General features: G+C 62.6%; 19 protein-coding genes. 8 read left to right on the top strand and 11 right to left on the bottom strand.

The genetic code is table 11. From position 1 onward, the window contains the following. Nucleotides 1-40: 40 nt before the first annotated feature. The 4 genes from ABL914_RS02625 to ABL914_RS02610 all read right to left on the bottom strand — a co-directional run bounded on the left by ABL914_RS02625 (nt 41) and on the right by ABL914_RS02610 (nt 3,842). Entirely contained in the window at nt 41-769 is a 729-nt protein-coding gene (locus tag ABL914_RS02625; protein ID WP_391561593.1) for a response regulator, read from the bottom strand. A 28-nt stretch (nt 770-797) separates the two neighbouring features. After that, nucleotides 798-1,424 (bottom strand): EF-hand domain-containing protein, encoded by a 627-nt coding sequence (locus ABL914_RS02620; RefSeq protein WP_391561592.1) that lies wholly within the window; start codon nt 1,422-1,424, stop codon nt 798-800. Between the two features lie 180 nt (nt 1,425-1,604). Further along, complete coding sequence (locus tag ABL914_RS02615) at nt 1,605-1,973, bottom strand: VOC family protein (RefSeq protein WP_391561591.1); 369 nt, start codon at nt 1,971-1,973, stop codon at nt 1,605-1,607. A 42-nt stretch (nt 1,974-2,015) separates the two neighbouring features. Continuing rightward, nucleotides 2,016-3,842 carry an aminopeptidase P family protein gene (locus ABL914_RS02610; protein WP_391561590.1) on the bottom strand — a complete coding sequence of 609 codons (1,827 nt, stop codon included), beginning with the start codon at nt 3,840-3,842 and terminating at the stop codon, nt 2,016-2,018. A gap of 38 nt (nt 3,843-3,880) precedes the next feature. Here ABL914_RS02610 and ABL914_RS02605 point away from each other — a divergent pair, with 38 nt between their 5' ends. The 4 genes from ABL914_RS02605 to ABL914_RS02590 all read left to right on the top strand — a co-directional run bounded on the left by ABL914_RS02605 (nt 3,881) and on the right by ABL914_RS02590 (nt 6,936). After that, a complete protein-coding gene (locus ABL914_RS02605; RefSeq protein WP_391561589.1) occupies nt 3,881-5,947 on the top strand; it encodes a S9 family peptidase in 2,067 nt (688 codons plus the stop codon). Between the two features lie 25 nt (nt 5,948-5,972). Beyond that, nucleotides 5,973-6,266: a hypothetical protein gene (locus ABL914_RS02600; RefSeq protein ID WP_391561588.1), complete on the top strand. Its 294-nt coding sequence runs from the start codon at nt 5,973-5,975 to the stop codon at nt 6,264-6,266. 68 nt (nt 6,267-6,334) lie between these two features. Next, on the top strand, nt 6,335-6,520 hold the full coding sequence (locus ABL914_RS02595; protein WP_391561587.1) for a hypothetical protein: 186 nt from the start codon (nt 6,335-6,337) through the stop codon (nt 6,518-6,520). Beyond that, nucleotides 6,517-6,936 carry an acyl-CoA thioesterase gene (locus tag ABL914_RS02590; RefSeq protein WP_391561586.1) on the top strand — a complete coding sequence of 140 codons (420 nt, stop codon included), beginning with the start codon at nt 6,517-6,519 and terminating at the stop codon, nt 6,934-6,936. The genes ABL914_RS02595 and ABL914_RS02590 overlap by 4 nt, the downstream gene beginning before the upstream one ends. Here the strand turns inward: ABL914_RS02590 and ABL914_RS02585 are convergent. Beyond that, the gene (locus tag ABL914_RS02585; protein WP_391561585.1) at nt 6,933-8,669 is read right to left on the bottom strand and encodes a diguanylate cyclase; all 1,737 of its coding nucleotides are present in this window, start codon (nt 8,667-8,669) and stop codon (nt 6,933-6,935) included. The two genes, ABL914_RS02590 and ABL914_RS02585, sit on opposite strands and share 4 nt — an antisense overlap. Nucleotides 8,670-8,756: 87 nt before the next feature. Further along, nucleotides 8,757-9,872: an alanine dehydrogenase gene (ald, locus tag ABL914_RS02580; RefSeq protein ID WP_391561584.1), complete on the bottom strand. Its 1,116-nt coding sequence runs from the start codon at nt 9,870-9,872 to the stop codon at nt 8,757-8,759. A 135-nt stretch (nt 9,873-10,007) separates the two neighbouring features. On the opposite strand from ald, the gene ABL914_RS02575 reads away from it, so the two are divergent. Then, nucleotides 10,008-10,466 carry an Lrp/AsnC family transcriptional regulator gene (locus tag ABL914_RS02575; protein WP_391561583.1) on the top strand — a complete coding sequence of 153 codons (459 nt, stop codon included), beginning with the start codon at nt 10,008-10,010 and terminating at the stop codon, nt 10,464-10,466. A 14-nt stretch (nt 10,467-10,480) separates the two neighbouring features. Here the strand turns inward: ABL914_RS02575 and ABL914_RS02570 are convergent, their stop codons facing one another. Genes ABL914_RS02570 through ABL914_RS02560 form a run of 3 tightly spaced genes read right to left on the bottom strand, consistent with a single transcriptional unit; the run spans nt 10,481 to nt 14,368 of the window. Continuing rightward, entirely contained in the window at nt 10,481-12,052 is a 1,572-nt protein-coding gene (locus ABL914_RS02570; protein ID WP_391561582.1) for a sensor histidine kinase, read from the bottom strand. Between the two features lie 38 nt (nt 12,053-12,090). Next, nucleotides 12,091-12,819, bottom strand: coding sequence for a response regulator transcription factor (locus ABL914_RS02565; protein ID WP_391561581.1), 729 nt, complete (start codon nt 12,817-12,819; stop codon nt 12,091-12,093). 31 nt (nt 12,820-12,850) lie between these two features. Further along, entirely contained in the window at nt 12,851-14,368 is a 1,518-nt protein-coding gene (locus ABL914_RS02560; protein ID WP_391561580.1) for a DUF4153 domain-containing protein, read from the bottom strand. Nucleotides 14,369-14,740: 372 nt separating this feature from the next. Here ABL914_RS02560 and ABL914_RS02555 point away from each other — a divergent pair, with 372 nt between their 5' ends. Beyond that, nucleotides 14,741-15,481, top strand: a complete 741-nt coding sequence (locus ABL914_RS02555; RefSeq protein WP_391561623.1) for a kinase — start codon at nt 14,741-14,743, stop codon at nt 15,479-15,481. A 125-nt stretch (nt 15,482-15,606) separates the two neighbouring features. Here the strand turns inward: ABL914_RS02555 and ABL914_RS02550 are convergent, their stop codons facing one another. Then, the gene (locus tag ABL914_RS02550; protein WP_391561579.1) at nt 15,607-17,958 is read right to left on the bottom strand and encodes a DNA translocase FtsK 4TM domain-containing protein; all 2,352 of its coding nucleotides are present in this window, start codon (nt 17,956-17,958) and stop codon (nt 15,607-15,609) included. 86 nt (nt 17,959-18,044) lie between these two features. Then, the gene (locus tag ABL914_RS02545) at nt 18,045-18,572 is read right to left on the bottom strand and encodes a thiamine phosphate synthase (protein WP_391561578.1); all 528 of its coding nucleotides are present in this window, start codon (nt 18,570-18,572) and stop codon (nt 18,045-18,047) included. Here ABL914_RS02545 and ABL914_RS02540 point away from each other — a divergent pair. Beyond that, nucleotides 18,571-19,233 carry a YggS family pyridoxal phosphate-dependent enzyme gene (locus ABL914_RS02540; protein WP_391561577.1) on the top strand — a complete coding sequence of 221 codons (663 nt, stop codon included), beginning with the start codon at nt 18,571-18,573 and terminating at the stop codon, nt 19,231-19,233. The two genes, ABL914_RS02545 and ABL914_RS02540, sit on opposite strands and share 2 nt — an antisense overlap. Nucleotides 19,234-19,280: 47 nt before the next feature. Further along, nucleotides 19,281-21,005: a class I adenylate-forming enzyme family protein gene (locus ABL914_RS02535; RefSeq protein WP_391561576.1), complete on the top strand. Its 1,725-nt coding sequence runs from the start codon at nt 19,281-19,283 to the stop codon at nt 21,003-21,005. The last annotated feature ends 18 nt before the right edge of the window (nt 21,006-21,023 follow it).

Raw genomic sequence — 21,023 nt, 5'->3', positions numbered from 1 at the left:
AATCCCCCCCAAAAGCGGCCTCATCAGGGGCTGGCCCCAATCAACATCTGACCCGCCGCACTTCGGCGGCCAGCATATAGCCGCCGCCCCATACGGTCTGGATCATGGTTGGTGTTTTGTTGTCTACTTCGATCTTGCGGCGCAGACGGCTGACTTGGTTATCAACCGCGCGATCAAACAGATGCGCTTCGCGGCCCTGAACCATATCGAGCAGCCGGTCACGATCAAGGACCTGACGCGGATGATCGAGAAATGCCAAAAGCAGCCGAAATTCGGCCGAGGAGATCGGCACCAATGTGCCGGCGGGATCGATCAGGCGGCGTTTGAGCGGATCAAGCTGCCAGCCTTCGAAGAGGTAATTTTCGTCTTCGAGCAGCGGCTGTGTGCCGCCTTTGGCGCTGCGGCGCAGCACAGAACGGATCCGGGCCACCAGTTCACGCGGTTCGAATGGTTTGACTACATAATCGTCCGCGCCGATTTCCAGCCCGACGATACGGTCAGTTGCTTCGCCCTTGGCGGTCAACAGGATGGTCGGCACACTGTGCGTTTCGGCCAGATGGCGGCACAGCGAAAGCCCGTCCTCACCCGGCATCATGATATCGAGCAGGACAAGTTCGGGCAATTCATCGCGGATCAGGCTGCGCGCCTGAGCCGCGCTGGCCGCTTCGCGCACCGCAAACCCCTGGCGCGTCAGATACGCGGCCAGGGGTTCACGCAGTGCCGGCTCGTCATCGACAAGCAGCAGGCGGATCGGGTCAGTCCGTTCCATTGTCTGGCAACCGTCGCCGCTTGCGGGGTCAGTTGGCTGGCGCAGGCGGCGGCGGCGGCATATGCCCGGAATGATCGCCCGGCCCGCCAGGTCCGCCGCGGCGCATGCTCTTCATTTTGGCATGTGCGGCCTTGCGTTCTTCCTTGGTCAGCTTGCCATCATGATTGGCGTCCATCTTGTCAAAATGCTGACCGGACATGGCCATGAACTCATCACGCGTTACCGTGCCGTCCTTGTTGGTATCGGCCATTTTGATCATGTGCATGGCCCTGCTGCCATCGTGCTGGCCGCCGCGCTTTGCGCCATGTCGTCCGCGACGCTGGCCACCGCGTTGGTCATCGCTTTCCTGGCTTTCGCCGGCTTGCGGGCCGCGTTGATGAGCGGCGGCAAATTCATCGCGTGAGAGCGAGCCATTGTGATCGCTGTCAGCCGCATCAAACATCTGGCCCATATGCGCCGCGTGATCGGCGGGATCGAGCTTGCCGTCGCGGTTGGCGTCGAGCTTGTCAAACATCAGACCGTGCTGGGTCAGGAATTCAGCCTTGGTGATGGTCTTATCGCCCATCGGATCGGCCGCACGGGCCTCGTTTGCAGCATAGGCTGTGCCGGCAAGGCCCAGAGCGAGCAATGATAGGCCAAGGATCGTCTTTTTCATCGGGATACTCCCAGGTTGGAATGGCGAGAAGCCGCGCGGGCCGGTGGGGAGGGGGGAGCATCGGTTGCCGCGCGGCTTCCGTGATCCCTACTACCCCCGCCATGTCGCATACTTATGCCGCAAAGCCTGAGAATTGTCGCCAATTGTCGCAATTGGGGCGATCGGTTCATCGCCGCGCAATCACCCCATCACGAAAGCATTGAGCTTGTTGCCATCGGGATCGCGGAAATAGCCGGCGTAGAACCCTTCGCCGCGCGGCCCCGGCGCGCCTTCATCGGTGCCGCCGTTTTCAAGCGCTATGGCATAGAGCCGATTGACCTGTTCCTGATCGCGCGCCTCAATCGCGACCATCACGCCATTGCCGACCGAAGCTGCCTGGCCATCAAATGGCTTGGTTGCGGCGATCCCGCAGCTGCCGCCGGGCGTGCCCCAGGCGATAAAAGTTTCAAATTCCATCATCCGCGGGGTGTTCATTTCAGCAGCCAGGGCATCATAGAACTTTGCGGCGCGCGGCAGATCGTTGGTGCCAACGGTTACATATCCGATCATTGCTTTTCTCCATCCGATTCGAAGCGGAACATTAAGCGAACATCAAAAAGCTGGCAAGGGCGCGCAGGCAGCTTTCAGCCAATCCAGCGCCGCGCCGTCCAGCTGCGGGGCCAGGATCGCCTCAACCCTGGCGTGATAATCATCCCACCAGCGCAGCTCATCACGGGTCATCAGCCCGGTATCCACCAATGTCCGGTCGATCGGCACCCAGGTCAGGTTTTCAAAGCCGAAATACTCGCCTTCCTGGCCGGGCGCTTCGCGGCGCTCAACCAGCACCAGATTTTCAATCCGGATGCCGTATTCGCCTTCCTTGTAATAGCCAGGCTCGTTCGAAAGGATCATGCCTGTTGCCAGTTCGGTGGCGGTTCCAGCCTGTCCGCCCAGCAGCTTGCCGATCCGCTGCGGCCCTTCGTGGACCGACAGGAAACTGCCAACCCCGTGGCCTGTGCCGTGCGCATAATCGAGCCCGACGGCCCACAAATGCATCCGCGCCAGCGTATCGAGCTGCGCGCCCACTGTGCCCTTGGGAAACTGCGCCATGGCCAGCGCGATATGGCCCTTGAGCACACGGGTGAAGCGATCCTTGTGCTCTGCGCTTGGCGCCCCCAGTCCATCAGCCGTCCCGATCCAGACGGTACGGGTAATGTCGGTGGTGCCATCGGCATACTGCCCGCCCGAATCGACCAGATAGACTGATGCGGGGTCAATTTTCCGGTTGGTTTCTTCGCTAACCTTGTAATGACACTGCGCGCCATTGGGCCCGGCGGCAGAAATGGTATCGAACGATAGATCCCGCAGTTCGGGGCTTTCCGCACGGAAAGCCTGTAACCGTGCCGCCGCCGAAAGTTCATCCTGCCCGCCCTGTGGGGCCTCAACGCTCAGCCAGTGCAGAAACCTTGCGACTGCCGCCCCGTCGCGGGCCTGCGATGCGCGCTGTCCGGCCTGCTCAGCAGAGTTCTTGATCGCTTTGGGCATAATGGTTGGATCAGTGAGTTCCACGATTGTTGCCCCCGCTCCGGATAATGCCGCGAACACCGCCTGCACGGTGCGATCCGGATCAACCGCCACCTTCTTGCCGGCCAGTGCCTGCAACTGCGGAACAAACGCCTCGCGCGGGCGGATGGTTACAGCATTGCCCAGATGCGCACGCAGATCAGGCGTTACCTTTTCCTCTGCGATGAACAGTTCGGCAGTGCCATCGGCATGGGCCAGCACAAAGCTGAGCGCCACTGGCGTGCGATCAACGTCTGCCCCGCGAATGTTGAGCAACCAGGCGACGCTATCCAGCGCAGAAACCACCGCCGCATCAAGCCCCTTGGCAGCCAGCCACTCTGCCACAGCACTGCGCTTCGCTTCGCTTGCCTGCCCCGCCAGGATGCTGTTGTGGACCACCGCCGGTGCCGGGGATGGCGCTGGCTGATCGGACCAGATCGCATCGATCGGATTGCCATCGACTGGAACCAGTTCGGCCCCCTGGGCTTCCAAGGCCGTTCTGGTCTGTTCGGCCCAAGGCCGGCCATGCAGCCATGGATCAAAGCCAATCCTTGCGCCTTCGCCGGCATGCTGTGCCAGCCAGGCCCCAGCCGAGGTTACCAGGCTGGATTGATGTTCAAACAGCCGTCCATCAACCTGATCGCGAACCTGGATGGTATAGCGCCCATCAACGAAAACCGCCGCTCGATCCGCCAGCACCGCCGCGCTGCCAGCCGATCCGCCAAATCCGGTAAGCCAGTGCAGCCGCTGGGCATAGCTGCCCACATATTCGCTCATATGTTCATCCGAGATCGGAATCACAAATCCGTCCAGCCCCCGGGCTTTCAATTCTTTGCGCAGCGCATCAAGGCGCGCTTCATGGGTGTTCATCAGCATGGCTTGCAGTCCTTCTGCGCGCACCATAGAGCGAGCCAATGGCCGTTACCACTCCCCCCGTCGCACCCAAAAAGCCGCACGTCGAAACCCACCACGGGATTGCGGTCAGCGATGACTACGCCTGGCTGCGCGATCCGGGCTATCCCGAAGTTACCGATCCGGCCGTGCTGGGTCATCTGAATGCTGAAAATGCCTGGTTTGAAAGCCGGATGGCCCCGCAGCAGGCCCGGATCGATGCTCTGTTCAAGGAAATGCGTGCGCGGATCAAAGAGGCCGACCGGTCGGTCCCGCAAAAAGACGGCCTCTACCTCTACTGGATCGAATTCGAGGAAGGTGCCGAATACAAGAAATGGTGGCGGCGGCCCGTGACGGCCAAAGACGATGCAGGCGAAGATCAGCTGATCCTGGATGAAGGCGCACTGGCAGCGGGCAAAGAATACTTCCGGCTCGAAGCCTTTTCGATCTCGATGGACGGCCATCATCTGGCCTACTCGTTTGACGACAACGGCTCTGAACGCTTCACCGCCCGGATCAAGAACCTTGATACCGACTTGCTGCTGACTGATGAGATTACCGGGACAATCGGCTCGCTGGTCTGGGTCGCCGGCGATACCGGGCTGGTCTATACCCCAGCTAACGAGCAGTGGCGCACCGACAAGGTCTGTCTGCATTGGATTGGCCAATCAGGATCAAGCGATGTTGAGTTGTACCACGAACATGACGAGGGCTTTCGCGCCAGCGCCGGGCTTTCGGCCAATGAGCAATGGCTGATCCTGTCCACCGGCGATCATGAAACCAGCGAGATCCGGCTGGTTCCTGCCGCTGATCCGCTTGCCAGACAGGTGCTGGTCCGCGCCCGTCAAAGCGGTGTTGAATACGATGTAGATCTGCATGAAAGCACGCTCTTCATCCACACCAATGATACCCACGAAAACTTCCGCCTCGCCACCGCGCCGATGTCAGATCCGGGCATCTGGACCACGCTGATCGAGGGCAGTGACCAGTTTTACCTGACCGGGTTTGACCTGTTCCGCGATTTCTACGTGATCGAAGGGCGGGTCCGCGGGCTCGACCGGGTTGAGGTGCGTTACTATGACGATCCAGCCAGGATCGAGCCGATCCGGTTCCCCGAAGCGAGCTTTTCAGCAGGCCTTGGTGACAATCCCGAATGGGCCATGGATGTGCTGCGGCTGTCTTATGAGAGCATGGTCAGCCCGGCATCGGTGATCGACTATGACGTCTCCAGCAAGGCGATGACCACGCTGAAGGTCCAAGAGATCCCGTCGGGCTATGATGCCTCGCTTTATATTACCGAGCGCGTGGAGATCGCCGCGCGCGATGGCACGATGATCCCGGTGTCCATCATGCAGCGCAAGGACCGGGTGGGCGGCGGCCCGCTTTATCTCTATGGCTATGGCGCTTACGGGATCGCAATGGAGCCGGGCTTTTCTACCACCCGGCTTAGCCTGGTCGATCGCGGTTTTGCCTATGCCATCGCCCACATCCGTGGCGGCGATGATCTGGGTCGGGCCTGGTACAAAGCCGGCAAGCTGGAGCACCGCACCAATACCTTCCAGGATTTCGTCGATGTGGCGAAAGGCCTGATTGATCGCGGGCTGACCGAAGCTGGCAATATTGCGATTGCGGGCGGATCGGCTGGCGGCGAACTGATGGGCGCTGTGGTCAATTCCGATCCCGGCCTGTGGGGTGCGGTCGCGGCGCACGTGCCGTTCGTCGATGTGCTCAATACCATGCTGGACGCCAGCCTCCCGCTGACGCCCGGCGAATGGCCCGAATGGGGCAATCCGATTGAAGACAGGGCGGCGTTCGAACTGATCCGCAGCTATTCGCCCTACGACCAGGTCAAGGCGCAACACTATCCGCCGATGCTGGTCACCGCCGGCCTCAACGATCCGCGCGTGACCTATTGGGAGCCCGCGAAATGGGTCGCCAGATTGCGCGAGCTTAAAACCGGCGACAACGAACTGCTCTTGAAAACCAACATGGGCGCGGGCCACGGCGGCAAAAGCGGCCGGTTTGAAAGCCTGCGCGAGACAGCTGAGGAATTTGCCTTTATCCTGTGGCAACTGGAGGTGGCGGGATGAAACATCTTTCGGCGGGGAGGCAGCCTTGAAGGGCTGGTTGGGCCTGGCCCTGCTGGTCGCCCAGGCGGCCGTCATGATCCTGATGATGGTAATGTTCTGGTCGCAGCCGCGCAGCGGCGAATCCTATGCCCAGTTAGCAGCGATGATTATCGGCTTCCCGCTCACGCTGGTCAGCGGACTGATCCTGTGGAGCGTCTATGGGCTGCGCGGGGCTTTTCCAGACCGTTACCGCGATAAGCTTTTGCTTGGCTCGACCGCGATGCTGATCGGCACCATGATCGCGGTCGCCACCGGATTCTTCGAACTGGGCCCGCGATGAGCATCAAGGATCTAGGCTGGGCCGCAATCGGGGGAATGCTGTGCGCCTTGGCCTCAGCATTGCTCCTCATGACGGGCCGTTTCGAGCTGATACTGGGATTCTTTCCTTTGCACTTGCTTGGCTTGGCCTGCCTGGCCTGGTCTATCTGGCAGACCCGGCGATGGTGGCTGCTGATCTTTGCGCTGCCAATGGTGCTGCCGCTGGGCATGTGGGCCACGTTGTTCGTCCAATGCGCACGCGGATTTTGCCTGTGACCAACCGCCACAGCCTGACCTTCACCGCCCAGAGCGAGCACATCGACGAGCTGGGCCATGTCAACAATGCAGTCTGGGTTGACTGGATCCAGCAGGTGGCGATCGCCCACTGGACCAGCGTGGCCAGCCCCGAACACCAGCAAGCCTATTTCTGGGTCGTGACCCGGCACGAGATCGACTATCGCGGCAATGTCGGCGTGGGCGAGCGCGTGACTGCCGAGACGTTCATCCCCAACGCGCCGACCGGCGCGCGGTTCGATCGGCGGGTCGATTTCCACAATGCCGCTGGCAAGGTGATTGTCGCAGCCAATACCACCTGGGCCATGCTCGAACGCGCCAGCGGGCGGCTTGCCAGAGTGCGGGCCGAAGTGACAGCGCCGTTCCGACCCTTCGCGGATGAGGATGCCGCAGGCTAAGCTGCGGCTGACTTGCCCCGCGCTGCCGGGCTGCGCGCAAATATGGTCATCCGTTCACGGACCGTGCGATTTCGTCCGGCCCGCTTGGCCTGATATAGCAATCCATCTGCGCGGGCGTAGATCGAGGCAAAAGTGGCATCCGGCATTACCTCAGATGGAATTTCGACCAGGCCCATACTCGCGGTGACCGGCCCATCCAGCCCTGCAACCTCATGCGCGACCCGCGCGGTCAGCGCCTGACGGACCTGTTCAGCGCGCTGCACCGCGTCCCTGCCCCGCAAAAGCAGCATAAATTCTTCGCCGCCCATTCGCACGGCCAGTGCGTCGCGGTCCTCAGGCAGGGTAGCCGAAACGGCCCGCAGCACAGCATCACCGGTGGCATGCCCAAAGCGATCATTGACTGACTTGAACTGATCGAGATCGAGCAGCGCCAAGGTGGCAAATCCATCAGCCCGCAGCGCCGCAAAGCGCGCCTCGATCGCTCGGCGATTGAGCAACCCGGTTAGCGGATCACGCTCTGCCAAACGGGTCAGTTCGCTCGCCAGCGCACGATGGCTTTCATGATCGCGGCGCAGCTGGATAAAGCGATCGGCAATGCCAACCGAAGTGATCAGCACTTCGGCGCCGATTGCGAAGCGCTGGATTATGAACAGGATCATCGGTTCGCTTTGATCACCAAGCAGGCTTTCCCCGATTTGCCACACGCCGGTCAAAATCAGGGGCAGCCACGAAGCGACAAGGAATTTGGCAGAGCGGCTGCCACGCAGCACCGCACTGCCGGTCGCGGCAGCCAGAACCGCGATCACAACAATCCAGTTGCCAAGATAAATGCTTGAGCCGCGGCCCTGAAGCCAATCGACGGTAGAGACATAGAACCCGGCATTGAGCACCACCCAAAGTGCCGCCAGACGCAGCGCCAGACGGAGCCTTGGACCCAGCTTGTCAGCTTCGATGAATTCGCTGGCCATCATCAGCGCACACGCCGCACCGCCGCTGAATGTCAAGGCTACCAGCAGCGCAAGAACATTGACCGGAATAGCCCCGATCAGCGGAGCAAAGCCCGAGGTCACCAAAGTATGCATCAGCATGAAGCCGACAACCCCGACGTGCCACAGCAAAAAGCGATCGCGCAGCACCCGGTAGAGCGCAAGATTGAAGAATAGTGGCACCAGCAGCAGTCCGGTCAATACCGCGATCCACAACTGCTCTGTGCCGATCAGCGGCTGCGGCTTGGCATGCAGCCGAACCCCGCCGACCATTCCTGCCACCGTAGGAGTGACAAGCTCGACAGTGATCTGGCGCGCCGCAGTGCCCGCATCAGGCATGCCCAGCGCCGCCCCCATGTTGCCTTGCGGAGCAAAATCGCGCGGCAAGAACCTGTGGGTTGCGTTGGTGCCATCTGGCTGTGTGATATCGATCCGGACCGCCTCGAAGCGGCCAAGTCGGACAGCAAGCTGGGCTGGCACCAACCCGCCATTGCCCAGATCAAAGCGGAGCAAGGCATGGCGCGAATTGGCCTGCCAATCGCGATCGGCGCAAATCCATGCGGCTTTGCCATCACGCAGCGCCTGGGCTTGTTGCTCCGTTTCGGCATAGCCATGGCAAACCGGAGCCAGGCCATCAGCATCGGCCTGACCGGCCAGAGCGGGTGCTGCGGCCACCAGCCACAGGCCAGCCAGCAGCCGCAGCAGCATCAGCAAGAAACGTTTAAGATTAACCGGCGCGGCTCTCATCCGCTGCCTTCTAGCGTTACAGCCATGCCAATTCATGACGCGCCATGGTTAACGCTCGCGCAAAAGTCCCGACTATTTCCCGATCATTCAGCCAAGTACATCTACCAGGGGTACGTAATCATAGCCCAGATCGCGGGCCACAGCCTCGTAAGTGATCTTGCCCTCGTGGACATTTAGCCCGGCCGCCAGGTGCGGATTGGCCTTCAGCGCCGCCTTCCAGCCCAGATCGGCGATCTTGAGCGCATGGGGCAAGGTTACGTTGTTGAGCGCATAAGTGCTGGTGCGCGCCACTGCGCCTGGCATGTTGGCCACGCAATAGTGCACGATCCCGTCCACCACATAGGTCGGATCGGCATGGGTTGTGGCCTTGGCGGTCTCAAAACAGCCGCCCTGATCGATCGCAACATCGACCAGCACCGCGCCGGGCTTCATCGTCTTCAGCATGTCGCGGGTCACCAGTTTGGGTGCTGCCGCACCGGGAACCAGCACGGCGCCAATTACCAGATCAGCCGCAGCCACTTCGGCTGCCAATGCCGCGCGGCCCGAATAGAGCGTGCGGGCACGGCCCTGGAAATGGCTGTCGAGCCGCTCCAGCACGGCCGGATCGCGATCGAGGATGGTCACATCGGCGCCCATGCCAACCGCCATTTGTGCCGCATTGAAGCCCACCACGCCGCCACCGATCACGACCACTTTGGCCGGCAGCACACCCGGCACGCCGCCCAGCAGCACGCCGCGTCCACCATTGGCCTTTTCCAGCGCGGTTGCCCCGGCCTGGATCGACATCCGGCCAGCGACCTGGCTCATCGGTTTGAGCAGCGGCAGGGAATTGTCGATCCCGGTCACAGTTTCATAGGCGATCGCAGTGACCCCTGATTTGACCAGATCGGCAGTTTGCTCTGGATCGGGGGCAAGGTGGAGATAGGTGTAAAGCACCTGGCCCTTGCGCAGCTGCGCGCGTTCCACCGGCTGCGGTTCCTTGACCTTCACAACCATTTCGCATCCCGCGAAAATCTCTGCCGCTGTGGCCCGGATCGAAGCTCCGGCAGCAACGTAATCGGCATCAGAAGCCCCGATCCCGTTGCCGGCCGCGGTTTCAACCCATACTTCGTGGCCATGCGCCACCAGCTCACGCGCGCTTTCCGGGGTCAGACCCACACGGTATTCGTGGTTCTTGATTTCCTTGACGGTACCAACGCGCATAGAGCCTCTCCTAAGCTTGCCTGTTGGCTGCAGGATACGCCAGCGCTATGCAAATGTTTCACCAAAGTTTGCCTGTTCAACCGCCTTGATCGGTGATATTTCCCTTTCGCAAGCTCTAAAACGGAATATTTCACCATGGACCGCAACGATGTGCTGATCCTGGAGGCGCTTCAGAAAGACAGCTCGCGCTCGGTTGCTGAGCTGGCTGAACTGGCGGGCGTCTCGCCCTCGGCCTGTCATCGCCGGATCAAGGCGCTGGAAGCCAGCGGTGTGATCACCGGTTATGCTGCGCAGATCGATCCCCACGCGCTGGGTCTCAAATTGCAGGCTTTTGTTGAGATCACCCTGACCAGCCAAAGCCGCGAGGCGATGGAACGGTTTGAAAGTGCGGTCGCCCGGTTTGACCAAATTCTCGATTGCCACCTGATGGCGGGCCAAGCCGATTACCTGCTGCGGATCGCCGCCACAGATCTTGAGCAATACGACCACATCCACCGCGATTGCCTGGCCGCACTGCCCGGCGTCTCATCGATGCGCTCAGCCTTCGCGATCCGCCGGATCAAGCGCTGGCGCGGGTATCCACTTCGGGGATAGTGATACCGCACGCCCTAGCCCACTGGTAAAGTCAGTACGAAGCAAGCCCCCGCACTGACATCGCCCAGTTCCAGCGATCCACCGCGCCCTTCGGCCAACGCGCGCGCGATCGGCAGGCCAAGCCCGGTCCCGCCAGTTTCGCGGCGCGAGGTAAAGAATGGGTCGAACACCTTGACCCGGTCTGCTTCGGGTACGCCAGGCCCGTTGTCGGTAAGGGCGATACTGGCGAATCTTCCGCGATGGCCAGTGGTAATCGCCAACGCACTGCTGCCAGATTGGCGGGCGTTTTCGATCAGGGTGGCAAGGACGGTTTCAAGCACTTCGGCTTCGATTGCCAGCACCGGATAATCGGGCTCCAGCGTGGCAGTAACGACAAAGCCGGGAACAGAGTGGGCCAGCGTCAGCCGGGCCAGAACCGCCTGCAGATCGGCACTGGCGTGTTCACCTGCGCGCGTATGCCCGGTGCCCATATCGGCCTGGGCCAATTCCATCAGGCGGCTGACCAAACGCGCAAGCCGATCCGCATCGCCTTCGATGTTGGAAAGGAACCGCGCACGCTCAGCTTCGCTCATAGTGGGGCCGTGATCTTGCAACAGCTCAATCCCGCCCCTGATCCCGGCCAGCGGAGTCTTGAATTCGTGGCTGAGGCTGGCAGCAAAATCGCGTAGATAGCGGCTGCGGCGGTTGATCGCTTCGGCCATGGCCGCAAAATCGGCGTTGAGGCTGCGGATCTCGCGCACTTCCAGGGTTGGGCTGCGCAAGCGGGCACTGCGGCCCTGGGCCAGGGCGCGCGCAGCAGCGGAAAGGCGCTCAACCGGAACCACAATAGCGCGGGCCAGCACCGCAGCAATCATCAGCAGCAAGCCAAAAATCGTCACCACCCCAAACGCGATCTTGCCCCAATCCTCCCACATCCCCCTGAACAATGCACTGGGTGAGCGTGAAACCAGGACCACACCAACCACCTTGCCGCTCAGGCTGATCGCGCGCGCGTGGTGCAGGCGGATATCGGTGGCGGGGCTAAGCCAATGAACCAGCCAGCCCCGGCCATAGCTGGAATTGCGCCGCATCACTGTGATGGATCCCCCGGCAAGCGCCGCCCGCACTTCCTGCAAGGTGCCCAGCGACAGGCCGATCTGACTGCCCGAGACCATGGTCCCCTCGCGGTCCAGCAAGACGATTGATGCCAGGGTCGCGCGCTTGGTTTCGGCCAGTGCCGGGGCGATCCGGCGGGCCATCTCGAGCGCGGCAGGATCGGACGGCAGCAGCGCCTGTGCAGCAAGCGGGCGTTCGGGCAGAATGGGGGTGGAGCGCAAATCAATCCCGGTTGCAGCAGCGGCGGCATAAGGATCGAGCCGGCTCGCCTCTTGCGGGATCTGGCTGTCTGCCGGTGGTGCGCTGCTGATCGGGCTGCCCGGCCAGACCAGCGCGGCGGCAGCGGCGATTGCGGCGGCCTGTGCCGAAACCTCAGCCTCGGTCCGGCGGACCAGCGCGTTTTCATAGACCCTTAGGCTGAGCGCGGCAACGCCGGGCAACGCTGCGGCAAACAGCAGAACTGCCAGCAACAACCAGCGCAGCCGCGGCACCGGCCAGGCCGCCCGTGCGGCGCGCCTGAAATTGGCGATCAGCCGCCGGATTTGGCGCCCCCGCTGCCGATCGATCCGTTGCAGGGCCCCAGCCGATAGCCCACACCGGCGCGCGTTTCGATCACATCATGCGCGTCAGCCTCGGCGAACTTACGGCGGATGTTGCGGATATGGCTATCCACCGTTCGATCGGTAATCGCAAAGCCGGGGCCATGAAGTTGATCGATCAACTGATCGCGGCTCAGGATCCGGCCAGGCGCGGCGGCCAGCGCGCGAACCAGATTGAACTCGCTGACCGTCAGCGCCACTTCGCGGCCTTGCCAGCGTGCGCTCCAGCCGTCGGTGTCCAGGCTGAGCAAGCCCTTTTCCAATGCCGCGCCTGCCGCCGGGGCGGAAACGCTGCGGGCAGATCGGCGCAGGATTGCATTGGCGCGCGCCACCACTTCGCGCGGGGAGAATGGCTTGACTACATAATCGTCCGCACCCAGCTCAATCCCCAGCACCCGGTCAAATTCATCGTCGCGGCTGGACAGGAACAGTACCGGTACATCGCCGGATCCGCGCAGGCGGCGGCAGACCTCAAGCCCGTCCATCCGCGGCATGTTGATATCCAGCACCACCAGATCGGGCAGTTGGGCCGCCACATCGGCCAGAGCAGCTTCACCATCCGCGGCCGTGCGCACTGCGAAGCCGGCCTTGTCGAAGGCGAACGCCAAAACCTCGCGGATATGCGGATCATCATCAACCAAAAGGACAGTGCGGGTCATTGGGCTAGATGGCGCGATTTCTGGCCCCGCGTCAATCATCATAGCTTCCATAGCAAGGCCTTTCACCGGCTGGCGGGGTTTGGGATTGCGATCCTGACAAACGGGTGGCCTGGGCCAGCCTGGTATCGAGCAGCAAGGTCCAGCCGCCATCATCGCGCTGGTGTTTCAACCGTTCAAACAGATAGTGGCGGGTGGCCCGGACATGGCCTTTGAGCGGTTCGGCCAAGTTGCGGCCCTCCAGCTCGATCAATGGGAGCAAGGCCGATCCGCCAAGCTCATTCAGATAACACAGATCAAGCTGCGCCCCATCGCCATCGATCTCACGGGCATGGCGGACATTCCAGCTGGCCGATACCGCGCCCAGATCGATGAAGCAGACCGCGGTCAGCAGCAAGCCGGCGCTGGCGAGATTGGCGTTGATCAGCCAGCCCAGGCTTTTGGCCTGCAGCATCCGAACCAGCACAAGGATCAGTCCCGCCGCCACCAGCCCCATCCACAGCAGGGCCGAAATCCGCAATGTTGTTAGCGAATAGGCTTCAACATAATCCCACGTTCGCCAGGCCGCGCTAAGCACCAGCACCACGTTCTGCGCGATCCAGCCGGCGACCAACCGGCGCACCAGCGGGCTGGCTGCAGTGCTCGATCCGGGGCGTGAGGTGACAAGAACAAACAGCGCGGCAAGCAGTGCCGTTGCCACCAGCGGATAGGCCCCCCGGTGGGCATAGTCGGCCAAAGTGATCCCCGGCGGCAAGGCGATCAGGCTGGACAGGTAGGCGAAATCCATCAGGTTCTGGACTGCGAACAGCGCGTTGAACAGGATCAATGAAAGCGTGATTGAACCAAGCGAAAAGCCCGGCAAGGCGACATCGCCGGTGGCATCCAGCGTGGCCGCCAGGCGGCGCGGCGGCCGGGCCCGTAGCACAACCCAGGCCATAACGAAGAACAATCCGCACAAAATCAGGCGTGGCAAAAGCTCCCAATCGAACGCGGGCAGACTAAGCCGGGCCAGCAGCTCTGCGATCACCGGGTTGGCCTGGGCAAACAGTGTTACAAACACCGCACCGCCGGCCAGCGGCAAGGCGATCAGCGGGATCACGCGGCGCAATCCGGTTTGACCGGCCGGGCGCTTGCGGCGGACCTTGCCCAGAATGTTCAAATCGATCAGCGGGCCAACCAGCGCCTTGAAGCCATGGACAATCAGCCGCTGGAACCAGCCCCAGCCATCGCCAAACCGGGCGACGCCGGGCAGGATAGTAGCCGTGCCGATCGCGATCCAGAACAGGGCGAAGGCCAGCGGGCTGGGATCCCACAGCTGGGCCGCTGCATAAAGCGCGGCGAAAGCCAGCGCGATCAACGCGCGCTTGTCTTGCCGCACTGCCGGACGCGCCGCAAACAGCGCCGCCACCAGCGCAAAGCCGAACAGCCCCTGCACCCCCATCGCCTGGCTCCACTGCCAAAACACCAGATCACCCAGCATCACCACCAGCGCCGCCATTGCCAGTTTGAGTGCCAGCGAACCGTGCCAACGGGTCTTGCCTAACAATGCCATCAGATTTGCCTCCTTGTTGCGGGGGGTTTGTGACGTTGCGGTGAAAATCGTTTGGGTGCGGGGGTGCCGTTGCAGTGGGGTTTGTGTGCAGAGGCGGTGCATTCATATTGCCGCGCACAAAGACACAAAGCTGGTGGTCCGTTTTGCCACCCCCCCCATCTCGTCATCTCCGCGAAGGCGGGGACCCAGGGCGGGCCAACACTGGGTCCCAGCCTTCTCGGGGATGACGCGGATGGTGAAACCCCTTCATGCGCCAATCAGCATCGCATCTTTGTGTCTTTGTGCGATATAGTCCCCGTGTCCGCACCCGATCCCGCACTGCTCGGCCTCCTCCTGACCCGCATCTGCGCGGCCATTCCGGCTGATGGCGGCATGCTGGTGGTGGGCATCTGCGGCGCGCAGGGCAGCGGCAAGACCACGCTGTGCGCGGCGCTGGAAGCCGCACTAACCGCACAGGGCGCGGCCGCCGCCACACTATCGCTTGATGATCTATACCTGACTCTGGCCGAGCGGCAGGCGCTGGCCCAGCAAGTCCACCCGCTGTTCTGCACCCGCGGAGTGCCGGGCACCCACGATCCCGCGCTGGGGCTGGCAGTGATCGCCGCGCTTGACCGCAAACAGCCTGCGCCGCTGCCCCGGTTTGACAAAGGCACCGATGATCGCGCTCCGCCGCAATCATGGCCGCATGCCCCGGCGCGCACGCAGGTGCTGCTGCTTGAAGGCTGGTGCCTGGGCGCAGCACCCCAGCCCGGTGCCGCGCTGGCCGCCCCGGTAAACGCGCTGGAGGCCGATGAGGATCCGGGTGCGGTCTGGCGAACCCATGCCAACACCGCGCTGGCCGGCCCATACCAGACCCTGTTCGCGCGGATTGACCTTTTGGTGCTGCTGGCCGCGCCGAGCTGGGATGTGGTGGCCAGCTGGCGCGAGGAGGCTGAAGACAAGCTGCGCCGCAGCGGCGCGGCCCGCGCGATGGACCGCGCCGCGCTGGCCCGCTTTATTCAGCACTATCAGCGGCTGACGCGCTGGATCCTGGCCGAAATGCCCGCCCGCGCCGATCTGGTGGTGCGGCTGGGTGCGGCGCGTGAGGTCTTGAAAGTTGGTTCAGCCGATTGATTTGGAAGCAGTGCATCAACCTTGCCGGGCCCGGCGGAACATTCGTTTTCAACCAGTACGGCCCCGATCCACTGGGCAGCGATCCTGCCGATACGTTTAGCTGAGATTGATCCGGCGGGAGCCTGTCAAAGCGGGCTCCCGTCCTTATCGCGGTAGATATCGCGCCGCCCGACGTGGTTGGCCGGGCCAACAAACCCGTCAGCTTCCATCCGTTCAACCCATTTGGCGGCGGTGTTATAGCCCACGCCCAATTGCCGCTGAAGCCACGAGGCTGATGCCTTTTGGCTTTCGAACACGATCTGGCAGGCCTGGCGGTATTTGCGCTCATCCGGGCTATCGCTGGCGGCCCCATCAAGATCGTCAAAGCCAAAGCCGCCGTCCTCTGGCTCTTCAGTGACGCTATCGACATATTCGGGAGTGCCTTGTCCGCGCCAGAAATCGGCGATCATTTCCACTTCCTCGTCTGAAACGAACGGACCGTGGACCCGCTTGATCGCATCGCTGGCGGGCTTGTAGAGCATATCGCCCTTGCCCAGCAGCTGTTCGGCGCCCTGTTCGCCCAGGATCGTGCGGCTATCGATCTTGCTGGTTACGGCAAAGCTGATCCGGGTTGGCAGATTGGCCTTGATTACCCCGGTGATGACATCAACCGAGGGGCGCTGGGTTGCCATGATCAGGTGGATCCCGGCCGCACGGCTTTTTTGGGCCAACCGCTGGATCAGAACTTCGACTTCCTTGCCAACTGTCACCATCAGATCGGCAAGTTCATCGACGATCACCACAATCTGCGGCAGCACCTGATAATCAAGCTGGGTTTCTTCAAACAGTTCGCCGCCGGTTTCGGGATCAAAGCCAATCTGGACGCGCCGGCCCAGCGGCTTGCCCTTGGCGATCGCGGCGGTGACCTTTTCATTGAATCCGGTGATATTGCGCACCGAAAGCTCGCTCATCTGGCGATAGCGCCGCTCCATCTCTTCCACCGCCCATTTGAGTGCGCGGACCGCCTTGGCGGGTTCAGTAACCACCGGAGAAAGCAGGTGCGGGATATCGTCATAACTTTTGAGTTCAAGCACTTTGGGATCGACCAGAATCATCCGGCACTGTGCCGGGGTCAGCCGGTAGAGCAGCGAGAGCAGGATGCAGTTGAGCCCGACCGACTTGCCCGATCCGGTGGTCCCCGCCACCAGCAAATGCGGCATGGTAGCCAGATCGGCCACGATCGGTTCGCCGGCAATATCCTTGCCCAGAATGATCGGCAGTTGCGCCTTTGAATTGGCAAACTTTTCGCAGGCGACCAGTTCCTTGAAGCTGACCATTTGCCGATCGGCATTGGGCAGTTCAATCCCCATCACGGTTCGGCCCGGAATTGATGAGATCCGTGCCGAAATCGCGCTCATATTGCGGGCGATATCATCGCCCAGGCCGATCACCCGGCTGGCCTTGGTGCCGGGCGCGGGTTCCAATTCGTACATGGTCACCACCGGGCCGGTCCGGACCGCATCGATCGTGCCCTTGACGTTGAAATCATCCAGTACGGTTTCCAGCAGCCGGGCGTTGCGTTCCAGCGCCAGCTTGTCGATCTTTTGCAGCGAAGCCGGGGGCGGATCGCGCAGCAGATCAAGCGATGGCAGCGTAGAGGCGTCGAACCGATCGCGCTGACGGCCCGGACCAACCGGCGGTGCGGGCCGGGCGGCGCGGGCCGGATCGGTGATTTCAGGCGCTTTGCGTGGTTCGCCCAGCAATTGCGGCGGCTGCGCACGATCCCGTTTGGTACGGGCCGGGGCAGTTGAAATAAAACTGCCGTCATCCGCAGCAGTGCGGCGTTCGCGCAGCATGAAACGCGGTAAAGTGAGCAGGCTGGCCCAATCGATCGCAAAGATCCGCCCGGCTATGATCGCGCCTGCACCCAGTGCAATCAGCGCCGCCAAGGTGGTGAAAATCCAGCCAAACCCGTCAGGCATGCTGCCTGCCACCCAGTGCACGGCGCCCGATCCCAGCAGCCCGGCGATCCCGCCCCACCCGGCCGGATAGGCATCACCGCCTTGCGGAACCACAATTGCGATCGTGGTGGAAATCAACGCCATCGCGAACAGCAACAAGCCGATCGGGCGCCACCAGGCGTGATTGGCATGCTCCAGATCGTGGTCTTCTTCCTCGACCAGCCGCCAAAGCTTGCGCGCAAAGACATAGAACAGCGGCAGGAACAGCACCGAAATCCAGCCAAACAGGAAGAATGCGCGCTCGGCCAGCCAGGCCCCAGCCCCGCCCATCCAGTTCTGTACCGGTCCGCCGGCCGCGGTCGAGGCCGAGGGGTCGGTCTGGTGATAGCTGACCAGGGCCAGGGCAAAGAACGCCATCGCCGCCAACAGCAGCACTGCACCGCCGATTTCGGCGCTGCGCCGCGCTGCGCGCTTCATCGCGGCGCGCCAATTGACGCGCGCGCCGCGATGGCTGGCCGAAGATGGTCTGGTGGCCATTTGCCTGATGCTCCCCTAGTCTGGTCAGGCGTTATGCGCCTTGGGTCGACTCCGCGTCAAGAATCCTTGGGAATCAGCGTGACGGCTCATCGCAAAAAAGCGTCTATCCCGCCCCAGATCGGCCAGTTCAGCCGCCGCGCCACTTTTGCATTCATCCCGCCCAGCGCAATTACCGGGACCGGTGCGCGGGCCGCCAGCAGGCGGAACCGCAGCGGGCCAAGGCTGGCCGCGCCGGGATGCGAGCGGGTTGGGAATACGGGTGAGAGCACTGCGACCTGCCCCGCGCCGACCCGCGCAAGCTCGCGCAGCGAATGGACCGGGACCAGATCGCTGCGCGGGCCATAGGCCATATCCGCCCCCCAGCGGCGGGCCAAGGGCCTGCTACCGGCCAGCACCACCAAATGACCGTGCGCACGTGCGCGCCGTGCCAGCCGATCATATTCGGCCCGGCGATCAACCGAATCCAGATGATAATGGCGGAACACAAACCCGCTGCCGCGCGGCAATGCCCGCAAGGCTGCAGCAAGCCCCGCAGCGTTGCGGGCATCGGAAAACAGCCAGATTGCAGGCAGGGGCTTCAAACGCGGCACCGGACCGCTATAGCACCGCGCCATGACCGATCCAGCCCAACTCCTCGCAGCCATAAACGCCCGTATCGCCCACGCCGCAAAAGTGGCAGCGCGGCAAGTGGACGAGATTGCATTGATCGCCGTCAGCAAGACCCACGCCGCCGCCGCAATCGAGCCATTGATCCGGGCCGGGCAGCGGATTTTTGGCGAAAACCGGGTGCAGGAAGCCCAGGGCAAATGGCCCGCCCTGCGCGCTGAGCATCGCGAAATCGAACTCCACCTGATCGGCCAGCTGCAATCCAACAAGGCTGAAGAAGCAGTGGCGCTGTTCGATTGCATCCATTCGCTTGATCGGCCCAGTCTGGTCACTGCATTGGCCAAGGCGATGGACAAGGCCGGGCGGCAGGTGCCCTGTTTCATCCAGGTCAACATCGGGGCCGAGGACCAGAAGGGTGGCTGCGCGATTGCCGATCTGCCCGCCTTGCTGATCGAAACGCGCGGCGCCAACCTGCCGGTTAGCGGGCTGATGTGCGTTCCGCCAGCCGATCTTGAAGCCGCTCCGTTTTTTGCGCTGCTGGACAAGCTGGCGGCCGATCATGGGCTGGCCGGACGTTCGATGGGAATGTCAGACGATTTCGAAACGGCGGTGATGATGGGCGCAACGCATCTGCGCGTCGGCTCGGCCTTGTTCGGCGCGCGCGGCTAGCATAGGTTCGGCTCCAGGGCGCGCACACAGGCGGCCATGGAGAGATGATGGGCGACAGTTTCAAGGAATGGATCCCGGCTGGTTGGCCGGCGATGACATTGCCCGAATGTGAAGCTGCGCTTTGCATTCCCGGCAGCAAATTCGAGATTGAGACGGTCGAGATTCGCGGTGTGCCGACCCGCGTGTGGAAGAATGCGCCGCCGCACCTTTCCGCTTTGGTTGAACTGGCGCGCGGCCACGGCGATCGCCTGTTCACGATCTATGAGGATGAGCGGATCAGCTATGATGCGTGGTACCGCGCCGTGGCGACGCTGGCAGAGCATTTCGAGGAACTGGGCATCCAGAAGGGTGACCGGATTGCCTTGGCCATGCGCAACCTGCCCGAATGGCCGGTGGTGTTTTTTGCCACGATTACGCTGGGCGCGATCTGTGTACCGCTTAACGCGTGGTGGACCGGGCAGGAACTGGCCTATGGGCTGGAGCATTCGGGCGCCAGGCTGCTGGTCTGCGATGCCGAACGGCTTGACCGGATCCTGCCGCACCGCGCCGAACTGCCGGGGCTTGAGCACATTCTAGTCTCGCGGCTCGCCGTGGCGCGGCCTGATACCAGCCGCCTGGAAGACGTGATCGGACAGAGCGCGGCCTGGGCCGCCTTGCCCGAACGCGCGCTGCCCACCGTAGAGATCGCCACCGATGACCCCGCTACAATCCTCTATACCAGCGGCACCACCGGCAATCCCAAAGGTGCGCTGGGCACGCACCGTAACTTCCTCAGCAACATCTTCTCATCGGGCTACACCGCCGCGCGGAGTGTGTTGCGTCGGGGCGAGGCTTTGCCCGATCCCGAGCCGCGCACGATCCTGACCGTGATCCCGCTGTTCCACGCCACCGCCTGCAGCGCGACGATGATGGGCGCGTTGGCGGGCGGGCACACGATGATCTTCATGTACAAGTGGGACCCGGAAAAGGCCTTCCAGATCATCGAGCGCGAAAAGGTCCACGCCACGGGAGGCGTGCCGACCATCGCCTGGCAGCTGATCGAGCATCCAGCCCGCGAAAGCTACGATCTCTCCAGCATCGAATCGATCGGCTATGGCGGCGCACCCAGCGCGCCAGAACTGGTCCGCAAAATCCGCGAAGTGTTCGGCGCGCTGCCCGGCAATGGCTGGGGGATGACCGAAACCACAGCCACCGTCACCCAGCACGGCGCCGAGGATTACCTCAACCGTCCTGAAAGCGCCGGCCCCCCGGTGCCGGTATCGCGCCTCAAGATCACCGACCCCGATGGCAATGAAGTGCCGCAGGGCGAAGTGGGCGAACTGTGGGCCAACGGCCCGATGATCGTCGCGGGCTACTGGAACAACCCCGCGGCCAGCGCCGAAACCTTCATCGATGGCTGGGTCCGCACCGGCGACCTGGCCTGGCTGGACGAGGAAGGTTTCTGTCACATCGCCGACCGCGCCAAGGACATCGTGATCCGCGGGGGTGAGAACATCTATTCGTCTGAGGTAGAGAACGTACTTTACGAACACCCGGCGGTGATGGACGCTGCGATTGTGGGTATCCCGCACCGGACTTTGGGTGAGGAACCGGCGGCGGTTGTGTATTTAAAGCCCGGGACCGAGGCGAGCGAGGCGGAATTGCAGGCTCTGGTGCGGGGCAAGCTGGCCAAGTTCAAGGTGCCGGTGAAGGTGCTGTTTTTGGCAGAGACTTTGCCGAGGAACGCCAATGGCAAGATCTTGAAGAAGGAGCTGCGGGGGTTGTTTGGGTAGGGCAACCCCATAACCCAC

The sequence above is a fragment of the Novosphingobium sp. genome (genome assembly GCF_040079535.1).
Lineage (GTDB): Bacteria > Pseudomonadota > Alphaproteobacteria > Sphingomonadales > Sphingomonadaceae > Novosphingobium.
This window is presented reverse-complemented; position numbering and strand designations above follow the sequence as displayed.